Annotated in this window: 15 protein-coding genes; 9 read left to right on the forward strand and 6 right to left on the reverse strand. The window is 64.7% G+C overall.

Annotated elements, in window-relative coordinates; all coding sequences use genetic code 11:
- Positions 1-75: 75 nt before the first annotated feature.
- The 3 genes from clpA to icd all read right to left on the reverse strand — a co-directional run bounded on the left by clpA (position 76) and on the right by icd (position 4332).
- Positions 76-2397: an ATP-dependent Clp protease ATP-binding subunit ClpA gene (gene clpA, locus ACHMXA_RS19455; protein ID WP_176664252.1), complete on the reverse strand. Its 2322-nt coding sequence runs from the start codon at positions 2395-2397 to the stop codon at positions 76-78.
- Positions 2398-2464: 67 nt separating this feature from the next.
- A complete protein-coding gene (gene clpS, locus ACHMXA_RS19460; protein WP_176664253.1) occupies positions 2465-2824 on the reverse strand; it encodes an ATP-dependent Clp protease adapter ClpS in 360 nt (119 codons plus the stop codon).
- Positions 2825-3072: 248 nt separating this feature from the next.
- Positions 3073-4332 (reverse strand): NADP-dependent isocitrate dehydrogenase, encoded by a 1260-nt coding sequence (icd, locus tag ACHMXA_RS19465; protein ID WP_395316238.1) that lies wholly within the window; start codon positions 4330-4332, stop codon positions 3073-3075.
- A gap of 219 nt (positions 4333-4551) precedes the next feature.
- Here icd and ACHMXA_RS19470 point away from each other — a divergent pair, with 219 nt between their 5' ends.
- The 3 genes from ACHMXA_RS19470 to ACHMXA_RS19480 all read left to right on the forward strand — a co-directional run bounded on the left by ACHMXA_RS19470 (position 4552) and on the right by ACHMXA_RS19480 (position 5797).
- Complete coding sequence (locus ACHMXA_RS19470; RefSeq protein WP_126020304.1) at positions 4552-4875, forward strand: cell envelope biogenesis protein TolA; 324 nt, start codon at positions 4552-4554, stop codon at positions 4873-4875.
- Between the two features lie 96 nt (positions 4876-4971).
- Complete coding sequence (locus tag ACHMXA_RS19475) at positions 4972-5229, forward strand: hypothetical protein (RefSeq protein WP_395316239.1); 258 nt, start codon at positions 4972-4974, stop codon at positions 5227-5229.
- A gap of 97 nt (positions 5230-5326) precedes the next feature.
- Positions 5327-5797, forward strand: a complete 471-nt coding sequence (locus tag ACHMXA_RS19480) for a DUF192 domain-containing protein (protein WP_176664255.1) — start codon at positions 5327-5329, stop codon at positions 5795-5797.
- A 70-nt stretch (positions 5798-5867) separates the two neighbouring features.
- Here ACHMXA_RS19480 and ACHMXA_RS19485 read toward each other — a convergent pair whose 3' ends face one another.
- On the reverse strand, positions 5868-6449 hold the full coding sequence (locus ACHMXA_RS19485; protein WP_395316240.1) for a superoxide dismutase: 582 nt from the start codon (positions 6447-6449) through the stop codon (positions 5868-5870).
- A gap of 49 nt (positions 6450-6498) precedes the next feature.
- The gene (gene xseA / locus ACHMXA_RS19490; RefSeq protein ID WP_395316241.1) at positions 6499-7812 is read right to left on the reverse strand and encodes an exodeoxyribonuclease VII large subunit; all 1314 of its coding nucleotides are present in this window, start codon (positions 7810-7812) and stop codon (positions 6499-6501) included.
- Positions 7813-8125: 313 nt separating this feature from the next.
- Here xseA and ACHMXA_RS19495 point away from each other — a divergent pair, with 313 nt between their 5' ends.
- From ACHMXA_RS19495 to adk, 6 genes are all read left to right on the forward strand, one after another.
- Positions 8126-8758 (forward strand): MotA/TolQ/ExbB proton channel family protein, encoded by a 633-nt coding sequence (locus ACHMXA_RS19495; protein WP_395316242.1) that lies wholly within the window; start codon positions 8126-8128, stop codon positions 8756-8758.
- Between the two features lie 11 nt (positions 8759-8769).
- Positions 8770-9195, forward strand: a complete 426-nt coding sequence (locus tag ACHMXA_RS19500) for an ExbD/TolR family protein (protein ID WP_395321330.1) — start codon at positions 8770-8772, stop codon at positions 9193-9195.
- Positions 9196-10209, forward strand: a complete 1014-nt coding sequence (gene lpxK / locus ACHMXA_RS19505; RefSeq protein ID WP_395316243.1) for a tetraacyldisaccharide 4'-kinase — start codon at positions 9196-9198, stop codon at positions 10207-10209.
- Complete coding sequence (locus ACHMXA_RS19510; RefSeq protein ID WP_176664260.1) at positions 10190-10372, forward strand: Trm112 family protein; 183 nt, start codon at positions 10190-10192, stop codon at positions 10370-10372. The genes lpxK and ACHMXA_RS19510 overlap by 20 nt, the downstream gene beginning before the upstream one ends.
- Positions 10369-11142, forward strand: coding sequence for a 3-deoxy-manno-octulosonate cytidylyltransferase (gene kdsB, locus ACHMXA_RS19515; RefSeq protein ID WP_395316244.1), 774 nt, complete (start codon positions 10369-10371; stop codon positions 11140-11142). Before ACHMXA_RS19510 ends, kdsB begins: the two co-directional genes overlap by 4 nt.
- Positions 11143-11272: 130 nt before the next feature.
- Entirely contained in the window at positions 11273-11929 is a 657-nt protein-coding gene (gene adk, locus ACHMXA_RS19520) for an adenylate kinase (protein ID WP_176664262.1), read from the forward strand.
- A 45-nt stretch (positions 11930-11974) separates the two neighbouring features.
- On the opposite strand, the gene ACHMXA_RS19525 is transcribed toward adk, so the two are convergent.
- Positions 11975-12940 carry an asparaginase gene (locus ACHMXA_RS19525; protein WP_395316245.1) on the reverse strand — a complete coding sequence of 322 codons (966 nt, stop codon included), beginning with the start codon at positions 12938-12940 and terminating at the stop codon, positions 11975-11977.
- Positions 12941-12965: the final 25 nt, after the last annotated feature.

The following is a 12965-nucleotide window of genomic DNA, read 5'->3' on the forward strand; positions in this document are numbered from 1 at the left end:
GGTCGGCCCAAAGAAAAAGGCCGGTAGCGATGCTACCGGCCTTTGGCTTCATTTCAGAAGACGCGATGGACTGGCTCAGCCTGCCGCGGTTTCCTCTGCTTCGGGCTTCTGCTTGCCTTCCTTCTTCGGAAGGGGCTGGATGTCCAGCAGCACTTCGTCCTTGTCGTCGAGGTCGACTTCGAGGCGGCCACCGTCAGTCAGGCGTCCGAACAGCAGCTCGTCGGCCAATGCACGACGGATCGTGTCCTGGATCAGGCGCTGCATCGGACGTGCGCCCATCAGCGGATCGAAGCCCTTCTTCGCCAGGTGCTTGCGCAGCTTGTCGCTGAAGGTGACTTCCACCTTCTTCTCGCCGAGCTGGGTTTCCAGCTGCAGCAGGAACTTGTCGACCACGCGCAGGATGACCTGTTCGTCGAGCGCCTTGAAGTTGACGATGGCGTCCAGCCTGTTGCGGAACTCGGGCGAGAACAGGCGCTTGATGTCGCCCATCTCGTCGCCGGCCTGCCTCGGGTTGGTGAAGCCGATGGTCGCCTTGTTCATGGTCTCGGCACCCGCGTTCGTCGTCATGATGATGATGACGTTGCGGAAGTCGGCCTTGCGTCCGTTGTTGTCGGTCAGCGTGCCATGGTCCATGACCTGCAGCAGCACGTTGAAGATGTCCGGATGCGCCTTCTCGATTTCGTCGAGCAGCAGCACCGCGTGCGGCTTCTTCGTGACAGCCTCGGTCAGCAGGCCACCCTGGTCGAAACCGACGTAGCCCGGAGGCGCGCCGATCAGGCGGCTCACCGCATGACGCTCCATGTATTCCGACATGTCGAAGCGGATCAGCTCGATGCCCATGATGTAGGCCAGCTGCTTCGCCGCTTCGGTCTTGCCGACGCCGGTGGGGCCGGAGAACAGGAACGAACCGATCGGCTTGTCGCCCTTGCCCAGGCCCGAGCGAGCCATCTTGACCGCCGAGGCGAGCACTTCGAGTGCCTTGTCCTGGCCGAACACCACGCTCTTGAGGTCGCGCTCGATGGTCTGCAGCTTGCTGCGGTCGTCGTTGCTGACGTTGGCCGGGGGAATGCGCGCGATCTTCGCGACGATTTCCTCGACTTCCGTCTTGCTGATGGTCTTCTTGCGCTTGCTCGGCGGCAGGATGCGCTGGGCTGCGCCGGCCTCGTCGATGACGTCGATCGCCTTGTCGGGCAGGTGACGGTCATTGATGTACTTGGCGCTGAGCTCGGCCGCAGCCTGCAGGGCCGCCACGGCGTATTTCACGCCATGGTGTTCCTCGAAGCGCGACTTCAGGCCCTTGAGGATGTCGACGGTTTCCTGCACCGACGGCTCGACCACGTCGACCTTCTGGAAACGACGCGACAGGGCCGCGTCCTTCTCGAAGATGCCGCGGTATTCCGTGAAGGTGGTCGCGCCGATGCACTTGAGCTGGCCGCTCGAGAGCGCCGGCTTGAGCAGGTTCGACGCGTCGAGCGTGCCGCCCGAGGCTGCGCCCGCACCGATCAGGGTGTGGATCTCGTCGATGAAGAGGATGGCGTTCGGCTTGTCCTTCAGCGACTTCAGCACGCCCTTCAGGCGCTGTTCGAAATCGCCGCGGTACTTGGTGCCGGCCAGCAGCGCGCCCATGTCGAGCGAGAACACGTTCGACTCGGCCAGGATCTCCGGCACGTCGCCCTGCGTGATGCGCCATGCAAGGCCCTCGGCGATCGCGGTCTTGCCCACGCCGGCCTCGCCGACCAGCAGCGGGTTGTTCTTGCGCCGACGGCACAGGATCTGGATGACGCGTTCGACCTCGTACTCGCGGCCGATCAGCGGATCGATCTTGCCGTCCTTGGCCATCTGGTTGAGGTTCTGCGTGAACTGCTCGAGCGGCGACGCCTTCTCGTTGCGTTCGCCGCCGCCCTCCTCGCCTTCGCCCGAGGGAGCTTCGCCGCTGCCCTTGACGGCTTCCGGCGGATCGCTCTTCTTGATGCCGTGGGCAATGAAGTTGACCACGTCGAGGCGGGTGACGCCCTGCTGGTGCAGGTAGTACACCGCGTGCGAGTCCTTCTCGCCGAAGATCGCGACCAGCACGTTGGCGCCGGTGACTTCCTTCTTGCCGTTGCCGGTGGACTGCACATGCATGATGGCGCGCTGGATCACGCGCTGGAAACCCAGGGTCGGCTGGGTGTCTACATCGTCGGTACCCGCCACCTGGGGCGTGTTGTCCTTGATGAAGTTGGTGAGCGACGCCCGCAGGTCGTCGACGTTGGCCGAGCAGGCGCGCAGAACTTCCGCGGCGCTCGGGTTGTCCAGCAAAGCGAGCAGCAAATGCTCCACGGTGATGAACTCGTGGCGCTGCTGCCGGGCCTCGACGAAGGCCATGTGCAAGCTGACTTCCAGTTCCTGGGCAATCATGTGATTTCCTTTTGCCTTGCTGTAAATAAGTTCTCAGATGGGTTGGAGCTTGCGCAATTCAACTGGTTCATGCAACAGGTTCGCTGACGCATTGGAGCGGATGCCCGGCCTGCTGCGCGGCTTCCATGACCTGGTTGACCTTGGTGGCTGCCATGTCGCGGGAATAAACCCCACAGACGCCCCGGCCATCGAGGTGGATCTTGAGCATGATCTGGGTGGCGGTCTCGCGATCCTTGTTGAAATATTCCTGCAGCACGACGATCACGAACTCCATGGGCGTGTAGTCGTCGTTCAGCATCACCACCTGGTACATCTGCGGCGGCGCGGTTCTTTGCGGCCGGCGCTCCAGGACGACCGAATCTCCGTCGTCCCCGGCCGGTTTCTGGGCCGGCGGAGTGCTGGGAGTTTTTGGAGTTCTCGTTGCCATGAAAATCATTCTATAGAGCGTGCAAGCGCCGTGCCGAGCGAAAAAAACGTGGTGGCGCGTATCCGACAATTCAAGGGGTTTGCGACCGCTGCGACAGTATTTCCGCAACGGCATGCCAGGCAGGAGTTTTAGGCAAAAAAGCCCGCCGCAATTGGCTGAAGAAGCAGCAAAAAGCCCTTGAATTCCTTCCGGAAGTTCAAGGGCTCCTCGTGTTGCCGCGACGCCGCCAGGACGTCGAAGCGCGGCAACTACATGTTGTCGATCATCACCTGGCCGAAGCCCGAGCAACTCACCTGCGTCGCGCCGTCCATCAGGCGGGCGAAGTCGTAGGTGACTTTCTTGCTGGCGATCGACTTCTCCATCGAGCTGATGATCAGGTCGGCGGCTTCCTTCCAGCCCATGTGGCGCAGCATCATTTCGGCCGAGAGGATCTCGGAACCGGGGTTCACATAGTCCTTGCCGGCGTACTTGGGAGCCGTGCCGTGGGTGGCCTCGAACATGGCGACGGTGTCGCTCAGGTTCGCGCCCGGGGCGATGCCGATGCCGCCGACCTGCGCGGCCAGGGCGTCGGAAACGTAGTCGCCGTTGAGGTTGAGCGTGGCAATCACGCTGTATTCGGCCGGGCGCAGCAGGATCTGCTGCAGGAACGCGTCGGCGATGCTGTCCTTGACGGTGATTTCCTTGCCGGTCCTGGGATTCTTGAACTTCATCCATGGGCCGCCGTCGATCAGCTCGGCGCCGAACTCCTTGGCCGCCAGGCCGTAACCCCAGTCACGGAAGCCACCTTCGGTGAACTTCATGATGTTGCCCTTGTGCACCAGGGTGACGCTGGGCTTGTCGTTGTCGATCGCGTATTGCAGCGCCTTGCGCACTAGGCGCTCGGTGCCTTCCCGGGACACCGGCTTGACGCCGATGCCCGAGGTTTCGGGGAAGCGGATCTTCTTGACGCCCATTTCGTCCTGCAGGAACTTGATGAGCTTCTTCGCCTTTTCGCTCTCGGCTTCGAACTCGATACCGGCGTAGATGTCTTCGGAGTTCTCGCGGAAGATCACCATGTTCGTCTTGTGCGGTTCACGCACCGGGCTCGGAACGCCTTCGAAATACTGGATGGGGCGCAGGCACACGTAGAGGTCGAGTTCCTGGCGCAGCGCGACGTTCAGCGAGCGGATGCCGCCACCGACTGGCGTGGTCAACGGGCCCTTGATGGAGACCACGTAGTCGCGCACGGCGTGCAGCGTTTCCTCGGGGAGCCAGACGTCGGGGCCGTAGACCTTGGTCGACTTCTCGCCGGCGAAGACCTCCATCCAGTGGATCTTCTTCTTGCCGCCGTAGGCCTTTGCCACCGCAGCGTCCACCACCTTCAGCATCACCGGCGTGATGTCCAGGCCGGTTCCATCGCCCTCGATGAAGGGAATGATCGGTTGGTCAGGCACATTGAGGGAGTTGTCGGCGTTGACCGTGATCTTCTGGCCTTCGGTCGGGACTTTGATGTGCTGATAACTGGTCATGAGAGGGGAAGGCTCCGGGATCGACGTACTTTTAAGAACTGTCAGCGAATTCAGACACGGCGCGTATTCCGCTGTACAGCCGGCGAACAAATCGCTGTACATTTTAGACGCAACCCATCAGCAAGCGTTTGTCAACCGGCGGCCCAACGGCGTCGTTAGTGGCTGACCTTCTGCTCGCCGGGAGGCGTTTCCAACCAATTCTCGATAGAGGAATCACCAATGAGCAAAATTCTCGCAGTCATGATCGCCGGCCTGTTCGCCGCTGGCGCCTACGCCCAGAACCCGGCCGGTACGACGCCCGAGCAAGGCAACGCCACCAACAGCAAGTCGCAGCAACGCGCCGAAGCCAAGAAGGCTGCCAAGCCCGCTGGCCAGGTCAAGGCTCCGGCTGGCGACGAAGCCAAGACCCCCGAAGGCGGCGCCATCGGTGCCGACAAGGCTGCGGCCTCCGGCGAGAAGCGTGCTGAAACCCGCGACCAGCGTCGTCGCAACAAGGACGGCAGCGTCAAGCGCAAGTCGACCCAAGGCGGCACCCCGAAGTAATTCGGCCTGCCCCGCAAAGGAAGCGCTCTTCGGAGCGCTTTTTTTTCGTGCAAAGGCAGCTTTGTCCTGTCAACCGCTGAAAACGGCCTCCGTTGAATGTCTACCTTCCGCAAGAAGGCCAATCCAGATCAACGAATTTCAAAGGATATGTTCATGAACAAGCTGCTCGCAGCCCTGGTCGCCGGTCTCTTCGCCGTCGGCGCTTTCGCTCAACAAGCCGAGCCCACCACGGCAGCTCCGGCTCCCGCAGCCAAGGCTGCCAAGCACGCTTCCGTCAAGAAGCACGCTGCGGCCAAGAAGCACAAGGTTCGCCACGTTGCCAAGGCCCACACGGCCGCCGCCAAGAAGGTGTAAGCTTCCCCGCTCACCGGCAATGCCCGCATCAGCGGGCATTTTTATTGGCATTTTTAATCCAGGCCGGGCCCTGGCCCCGCCCTGAAAGAGTCGTCCGATGCTCATCAAGCGTCTCGCCGCCCTGCTCTCCCTGCTCCTCGCATCCGCATCGTTCACGATGCAGGCACATGCCCAGCAGCAACCCCAGACCGACCTGCCACGCACCCAACTTTCGGTCGGCCTGTACAAGATCGACGCGCAGGTTGCGCAAACTCCTCTTCAACGTGAAATCGGCCTGATGTTCCGCAAGGAGATGCCCCAGGCCGAAGGCATGATCTTCGTGTTCGAGCAGCCCGCCACGCAGTGCTTCTGGATGCGCAACACGATCCTTCCGCTGACCGCCGCCTTCGTTGCCGACGACGGACGCATCGTCAACCTGGCCGACATGCAGCCCATGACCGAGAACACGCATTGCTCGCAGGAGCCGGTGCGCTACGTGCTCGAAATGAACCAGGGCTGGTTTGCCAAGAAGAACATCAAGAAGGGCGCCAAGCTCGGCGGCGAGCTGTTCGCAGCCGGCAAACGATGAGCGCCTGCCGTCCATAGCCAACAAAAAGCCGACCCATGGTCGGCTTTTTCGTTTTTAGCAGAACGCGGGATCAGCCGAAGTTCTTAGCAGCGAAGTCCCAGTTGACCAGCTTGGCCAGGAAGGTCTCGACGAACTTCGGGCGCAGGTTGCGGTAGTCGATGTAGTAGGCGTGCTCCCAGACGTCCACGGTCAGCAGCGCGGTGTCTGCAGTCGTCAGCGGCGTGCCGGCTGCGCCCGTGTTCACGATGTCCACGGTGCCGTCGGGCTTCTTCACCAGCCAGGTCCAGCCCGAGCCGAAGTTGCCCACGGCCGACTTCACGAAGGCTTCCTTGAAGGCGTCGTAGCTGCCCCACTTCGCTTCGATGGCCTTGGCCAGCGCGCCGGTGGGAGCGCCGCCGCCTTGGGGCTTCATGCAGTTCCAGAAGAAGGTGTGGTTCCAGATCTGCGCGGCGTTGTTGTAGATGCCTCCGCTGGACTTCTTGACGATCTCCTCGAGCGTCAGCGATTCGAACTCGGTGCCCTTTTGCAGGTTGTTGAGGTTCACCACGTAGGCGTTGTGGTGCTTGCCGTAGTGGTATTCGAGGGTTTCCTTCGAATACTCGGGTGCCAGTGCGTCCAGGGCGTACGGCAGGGGTGGGAGCACATGTTCCATGGTTTTTTCTCGTGGGTTGGTTGTGGGAATGAAGGATTCTAGGAAGTAATTATCGAGACGGCGTCGGACGCGTTCCCGTCGCGCCGCCCAAAGCGACGGTCAGGTCGACCTCGCCATCGGCGAGCCGCGCCTTGACCGCATCGCCCGGTGCGAGTTGCGTGGCGCTGACGATCGCATGACCATCTGTATCGGTCAGCCACGCATAGCCGCGTTGCAAGACCAGTGCCGGATCGAGCAATCGCATGCGCAGGGCCACGCGCTCCAGCCGATCGCGACGCTGCACGACCGCGCGCCCCATCTTCAGCGGAAAGTCAGCGGCGATCTGGCGCGGCAACTGCGTCAGCCGCTCCCTTCTGGACATCACGCTGTAGCGAAGCCGCTGCGCATGATACGCAAGGCGCAACTGCTGGCGAGTCACCAGATTCGAAGGCCGGCCGAGGCGCCCCGCGGCCTGGTCCAGACGCTGTCCGAGCACGTCGAGGCGACTGCCCAGCGCATCGCCGAGCCGCTCCTCGAGCAGATCGAGCGCACCCAGCCACACGTCGCGAGGCGCGCTCACCAGTTCCGCCGCGGCCGTGGGCGTAGGCGCGCGCAGGTCGGCGCAGAAATCGGCGATGGTGAAGTCGGTTTCGTGCCCCACGCCGCTGACCAGCGGCACCGGACTCTGCACGATGGTGCGAGCCAGCGCCTCGTCGTTGAAGGCCCAGAGGTCTTCGATGGAACCGCCGCCGCGCACCAGCAGGATCACGTCGACAGCGGGCGCGAGGCCATAGAGCGACTGCAGCGCCCGCACCAGTTCGCCCGGCGCGTTGGCCCCCTGCACCGCCGCCGGGGCAAGCACGACCGGAATGTGTGGAACACGCCTTCGCAGTGCAGTGACCACGTCGTGCAAGGCAGCCGCGCCCAGCGATGTGACGATGCCGATCGAGCGGGGCATGGTCGGCAACGCCCGCTTGCGCGCTGGATCGAACAGGCCCTCGGCCTCCAGGCGCGCCTTGCGCTGCATGAACTGCTCGAACAGCGCGCCCTGCCCCGCGCGGCGCAGGCTCTCGACCACCAGCTGCAGATCGCCGCGCGGCTCGTACACCGCAAGTCGCCCGCGCACCTCGACCTGATCGCCGTCGCGCGGCGAAAAGTCGAGCAGCCCGGCGGCGCGGCGGAACATCGCGCAGCGCAGCTGGCCGGATTCGTCCTTGAGCGCGAAGTAACAATGTCCACTTGAGGCGCGCGAAAAGCCGGATATCTCGCCACGCACGGACACCGGATTGAAGCGGGCGTCGAGCGCGTCGGCGACCGCGCGGCACAAGGCGCCGACAGCCCAGACTCGCGGCCCGGGCGCGGAATTCGGTTCACGCAAGTTCACAAAACGCCCGCTCGGCCGGATGCCACTCTTCCACAACGGGCGGCATGGCCCCCAGCTTCGGCCCCCAGGGCAGGACAGGCGCACGGTTTCTCGTGCAAGCCATTGATTTCATTGAAAAAAGTGCTGCTCAAAATTCAGTCGATCCAGCGAAAAGGCCACCCCATGCGGGTCGCGGCGAGTTGCGCAGCAGGTTAATCACAAAGTTATCCACAGAATCTGTGCGTCCTTGCTGACACAAAAACAAGGCGCGTGACGATGGTGGGCTCAGTGGATAATCGCCGCGCATTTGCAGTCTACGGGCCGGAGGATTTTCTTGTTTTCCATCATAGTTGCCGCGGGTTGGCCGATCTGGCCCTTGCTCGCATGTTCGGTCATTGCGCTCGCGCTGGTTATAGAACGTTTCACGAGTCTCAAGACCGTGAGGGTACTGCCGCCGAAGCTGCTCGACGAAACCATCACCGCGTCGCACGGAGCCATTCCCGGTCCGGACGTCGTGACCAAACTCGAACGCAACTCGATGCTCGGCCAGGTCCTGGCCGCCGGCCTGCGCGCGCTGAACGCCAATCCGCGCTGCACCGAAGACGACCTGCGCGCCGCCATGGAGGCCTCCGGCCGCACCGTGGCGCACAAGCTCAAGCGCTACCTGCCGGCGCTGGCCACCATCGCTTCGGCAGCCCCTTTGCTGGGCCTGCTGGGCACCGTGATCGGCATGATCGAGATCTTCGGCTCGCAGTCGCCGGGCAGCGGCGCGGTGGGCTCGGGCAACCCGGCTCAACTGGCGCACGGCATCTCGATCGCGCTCTACAACACCGCCTTCGGCCTGATCGTGGCCATCCCGACGCTGATTTTCTGGCGCTACTTCCGCAGCCGAGTCGACGAGTACCTGCTGAACCTCGAGCTCTCCGGCGAGCGCTTCGCGCGCCATCTCAACGCACTGCGCAAATGAGCCGCGCTCGCATGCAGTTCCGCCACGGCGCGCGCGACGAGCCGGAGATCAACCTGATCCCGTTCATCGACGTGCTGCTGGTGATCCTGATCTTCCTGATGCTGTCGACCACCTACAGCAAGTTCACCGAGATGCAGCTGCGGCTGCCCACGGCGGACGTCGATGCGCAGCGCGACTATCCGAAGGAAGTGATCGTGGCGGTTTCGGCCGATAGCCGCTACTCGGTCAACAAGAACGCCGTGGCCGACCGCAGCGTGGAAAGCGTGACGGCTGCCCTCGCCGCCGCGGCCACCGGTGGCAAGGACAGCGTGGTGATCATCAGCGCCGACGCGACCAGCCCGCACCAGGCCGTGGTGACGGTGATGGAAGCCGCGCGCCGTGCCGGCCTGATGCAGATCACCTTCGCGGCCCAGTCGACGGCACAAGCCGGGCACTGAGTGCCTACCGGCGGCAGCAGAAACACGGGTTCGCGCCTGCAGGACGCCTGGCTGCGCCGCGGCCTCCTGGCCTGCCTGCTGTGGCCGCTGTCTCTCGTCTATGCCGCGCTGTTCGCGGTGCGCGGCCTGCTCTATCGCGCGGGATGGCTGAAGACCGAGCGCGTGCGAGTGCCGGTGATCGTGGTCGGCAACGTGATTGCGGGCGGCGCCGGCAAGACGCCGGTGGTGATGGCCGTCGTCCGGCACCTGCAGTCGCGGGGAATGCAGGTCGGCGTGGTGTCGCGAGGCTATGGCCGCCGCACCGACGACTGCCGCGAAGTGCTCGGCGACAGCGATCCGCGGGATGTGGGCGACGAGCCTGCGCTGATCCATCACGCCACCGGCGCGCCGGTGTTCGTCGCGCGCCAGCGCATCGATGCCGCACGCGCGCTGCTCGAACGGCATCCGACCACGCAGGTCATCGTGAGCGACGACGGACTGCAGCATCTGGCGCTCGGGCGCGACATCGAGATCTGCGTGTTCGACGACCGGGGCATCGGCAACGGCTGGCGATTGCCCGCAGGCCCGCTGCGCGAAGCCTGGCCACGACGCTGCGACCTGGTGCTGCACAGCGGATCGCGACCGGCCTTCGCAGGCGGCCACACTGCCACCCGGTCGCTTGCGAGCGACGCCTTGGGCAGCGATGGAAAACGCGTACCGCTGGCCTCCCTTGCAGGCCGGCCGTTGACCGCACTGGCGGCGATCGCACGGCCCGAGGCCTTCTTCGAGATGCTGCGGAACCGCGGCCTGACGCTCGCCGACACCATCGCGCTGCCCGATCACTTCGATTTCGAGAGCTGGCAGCCCCCGTCTGGCGCGGACATGCCTCTCGTCTGCACCGAAAAGGACGCCGTCAAGCTCTGGCGCAAGGCTCCCGATGCATTGGCCGTGCCGCTGGAGTTCGTGCCTTCCGCGGAATTCTTCGCCGCCCTCGACGCAAAGCTATCATCGCTCGATGGATACCAAGCTGCTTGAACTGCTCGTCTGCCCCGTCACCAAGGGGCCGCTGACCTGGAACCCCGAGAAGCAGGAGCTGTGGTCCCGCAGCGCCCGCCTGGCATATCAGGTGCGCGACGGTATTCCGGTGCTGCTCGAGAACGAGGCGCGCACGCTCTCCGACGAAGAGCTCGGGCTGTGAGCTTCACCGTTCTGGTTCCGGCGCGGCTGGCGTCGACACGGCTTCCCAACAAACCTCTCGCCGACATCGCCGGCGTGCCCATGGTCGTGCGCGTGGCGCAGCGTGCCGGCGAATCCGGCGCGGCGCGCGTGGTGGTCGCGGGGGACGATCCATCCATCATCGAGGCTTGCAGGGCGCATGGTGTCGAGGTCGTCCTGACGCGCCAGGACCATCCGAGCGGCACCGACCGGCTGGCGGAAGCCTGCGAACAACTCGGGCTCGATGGCGACGACATCGTCGTCAACGTGCAGGGCGACGAGCCGCTGATCGACCCGGCACTGATCGATGCGGTGGCGAGCACACTGTCCACGCACGCCGAAGCGGCGATGAGCACCGCGGCCCACGAGATCGATTCGGTGGGCGACTTCATGAATCCCAACGTGGTGAAGGTCGTGCTCGACGCACAAGGCAACGCGATGTACTTCAGCCGCGCGCCCATTCCATGGTGGCGCGACGGCTCCGCCAACGGTGCCGCGCCTGCCGTGTTGCCCGCCGCCCCTGCGCCGCTGCGCCACATCGGGATCTATGGCTATCGCGCGGGCTTCGTGCGGCGCTTTCCTTCGCTGCCCCCGGCGCCCGTCGAGTCGACGGAAGCACTCGAGCAACTGCGCGCGCTGTGGCACGGCCATCGCATCGCGGTGCATGTGAGCCATGTCGCGCCGGGCCCCGGCATCGACACGCCCGAAGACCTTGCGCGCGTGCGCGCGGTCTTCGCAGCCGCAGGCGCCTGAGCGTCCCGGCGGCTGCAGGAGCGGGATTTCCCCAAGGGCACGCATGCTATCCTCGAAACAACTCCGCCTTGCCCAGCCACGGGGCCGATGCACGGCGCGACACAAGATCTAAGAACCGTCCGAGGACACCATGAGACTAATTTTGCTGGGCGCGCCCGGGGCGGGCAAAGGCACGCAAGCGGCCTTCATTTGCCAGAAGTACAGCATTCCCCAGATTTCGACCGGCGACATGCTGCGCGCAGCCGTCAAGGCCGGCACCCCGCTCGGACTGCAGGCCAAGGCGGTCATGGACGCCGGCGCGCTGGTCAGCGACGACCTGATCATCAACCTCGTGAAGGAACGCATCGCGCAGCCCGATTGCGCCGGCGGCTTCCTCTTCGACGGATTCCCCCGCACCATTCCCCAGGCCGACGCCATGAAGGCGGCCGGCGTCAAGCTCGACTACGTGCTCGAGATCGATGTGCCCTTCAGCGACATCATCGAGCGCATGAGCGGCCGCCGTTCGCACCCGGCTTCGGGCCGCACCTACCACGTCAAGTTCAATCCGCCCAAGGTGGAAGGCAAGGACGACGTGACCGGCGAGGACCTGATCCAGCGCGAGGACGACAAGGAAGAAACCGTGCGCAAGCGGCTCGAGGTGTACAGCCAGCAGACGCGTCCGCTGGTCGACTACTACTCCGCCTGGGCGAAGGCAGACCCGGCCGCAGCGCCGAAGTACCGCGCCATCAAAGGCGTGGGCACGGTCGACGAGATCACGCAGCGGGCCTTGGCCGCGTTGAGCAGCTGACCTGACTCCAAGAAAACCGCCCCTTCGACAGGGGCGGTTTCGTTTTCACCCCAGCAGTTCGAGCATCAGGGCGATGCGCGCCTTGACCGGCGTCAGTGCGCCTGCATCGCGCAGCGGATCGCCGGCCTTCGGGAGGATGCGCCCGCTGGTGCAACGCGTCGCCCTGACCACCGAGACACCGGCGTCCTGCGCCCTGAGCGCAGCCGCCTCCAGAGCATGGTGAAGGGTGCCGTTGCCGGTAGTGGCAAGCACCAGCCCGCGCAGGGGCTCCGCGCCCCCAGGCAGCAGGAGCGCATCGATCACCGCCCCGCTGGCACCGGCATGGCTCATCACGATCTCCACCCGGGGCCACTGCACCGCGGTCGTCCCCAGGATCTTCGCCGCCGACACAGCCTGCCCCTGCGGCCAGGCGCGGACGAGGCGCACTTCCCCCTCCTCGACATAGCCGATCGGTCCTGCATCGCCTGAGGCAAAGGCGTCGAGCCGATAGGTATGCACCTTCTGGATGTCGACGCCGCCGTGGACGGCGCCGGCGCACACCACCGTCACGCCCTTGGCGCCCTGCGTCATTGCGACGCCGATCGCATCGCGCACGTTCTGCGGCCCGTCCGGCGACAGCGCGGTGGCCGGACGCATCGCGCAGGTGAGCACCACGGGCTTGGATGGTGCCAGCACGGAGTGCAGGAAGAACGCCGTCTCCTCGATGGTGTCGGTGCCGTGCGTGATAACCACGCCGGCCACATCGGCCTGCGCCAGCCAGTGCGCGCAGCATCGCGCCAACTGCTGCCAGATGTCGAAGGACATGTCCTTGCTGTCCACCTGGGCCACCTGCTCGGCCTCGAGGGTCACGCCGTCAGGCGCCTCGATACCGCCCAGCAGGTCGGCCACGCCCACCTGCGCGGCGGTGTAGCCGATGTTGTCGTCGCTGCTGGCGGCCCGGCCCGCGATGGTGCCGCCGGTACCCAGAACCACCGCGCGTCGGCGCAATTCAGGCGAAGAGGAATTGACCATGGCTTGTCAACTTAAAAAAACTGGT

The organism is Variovorax sp. UC74_104 (assembly GCF_044055375.1).
Taxonomy (GTDB): Bacteria; Pseudomonadota; Gammaproteobacteria; order Burkholderiales; family Burkholderiaceae_C; genus Variovorax.

Coding starts and splice junctions, on each gene's coding strand:
- clpA (WP_176664252.1), bottom strand. CDS start 2,397: ATGATTGCCCAGGAACTGGAAGTCAGCTTGCACATGGCCTTCGTCGAG.
- clpS (WP_176664253.1), bottom strand. CDS start 2,824: ATGGCAACGAGAACTCCAAAAACTCCCAGCACTCCGCCGGCCCAGAAA.
- icd (WP_395316238.1), bottom strand. CDS start 4,332: ATGACCAGTTATCAGCACATCAAAGTCCCGACCGAAGGCCAGAAGATC.
- ACHMXA_RS19470 (WP_126020304.1), top strand. CDS start 4,552: ATGAGCAAAATTCTCGCAGTCATGATCGCCGGCCTGTTCGCCGCTGGC.
- ACHMXA_RS19475 (WP_395316239.1), top strand. CDS start 4,972: ATGTCTACCTTCCGCAAGAAGGCCAATCCAGATCAACGAATTTCAAAG.
- ACHMXA_RS19480 (WP_176664255.1), top strand. CDS start 5,327: ATGCTCATCAAGCGTCTCGCCGCCCTGCTCTCCCTGCTCCTCGCATCC.
- ACHMXA_RS19485 (WP_395316240.1), bottom strand. CDS start 6,449: ATGGAACATGTGCTCCCACCCCTGCCGTACGCCCTGGACGCACTGGCA.
- ACHMXA_RS19500 (WP_395321330.1), top strand. CDS start 8,770: ATGCAGTTCCGCCACGGCGCGCGCGACGAGCCGGAGATCAACCTGATC.
- ACHMXA_RS19510 (WP_176664260.1), top strand. CDS start 10,190: ATGGATACCAAGCTGCTTGAACTGCTCGTCTGCCCCGTCACCAAGGGG.
- adk (WP_176664262.1), top strand. CDS start 11,273: ATGAGACTAATTTTGCTGGGCGCGCCCGGGGCGGGCAAAGGCACGCAA.
- ACHMXA_RS19525 (WP_395316245.1), bottom strand. CDS start 12,940: ATGGTCAATTCCTCTTCGCCTGAATTGCGCCGACGCGCGGTGGTTCTG.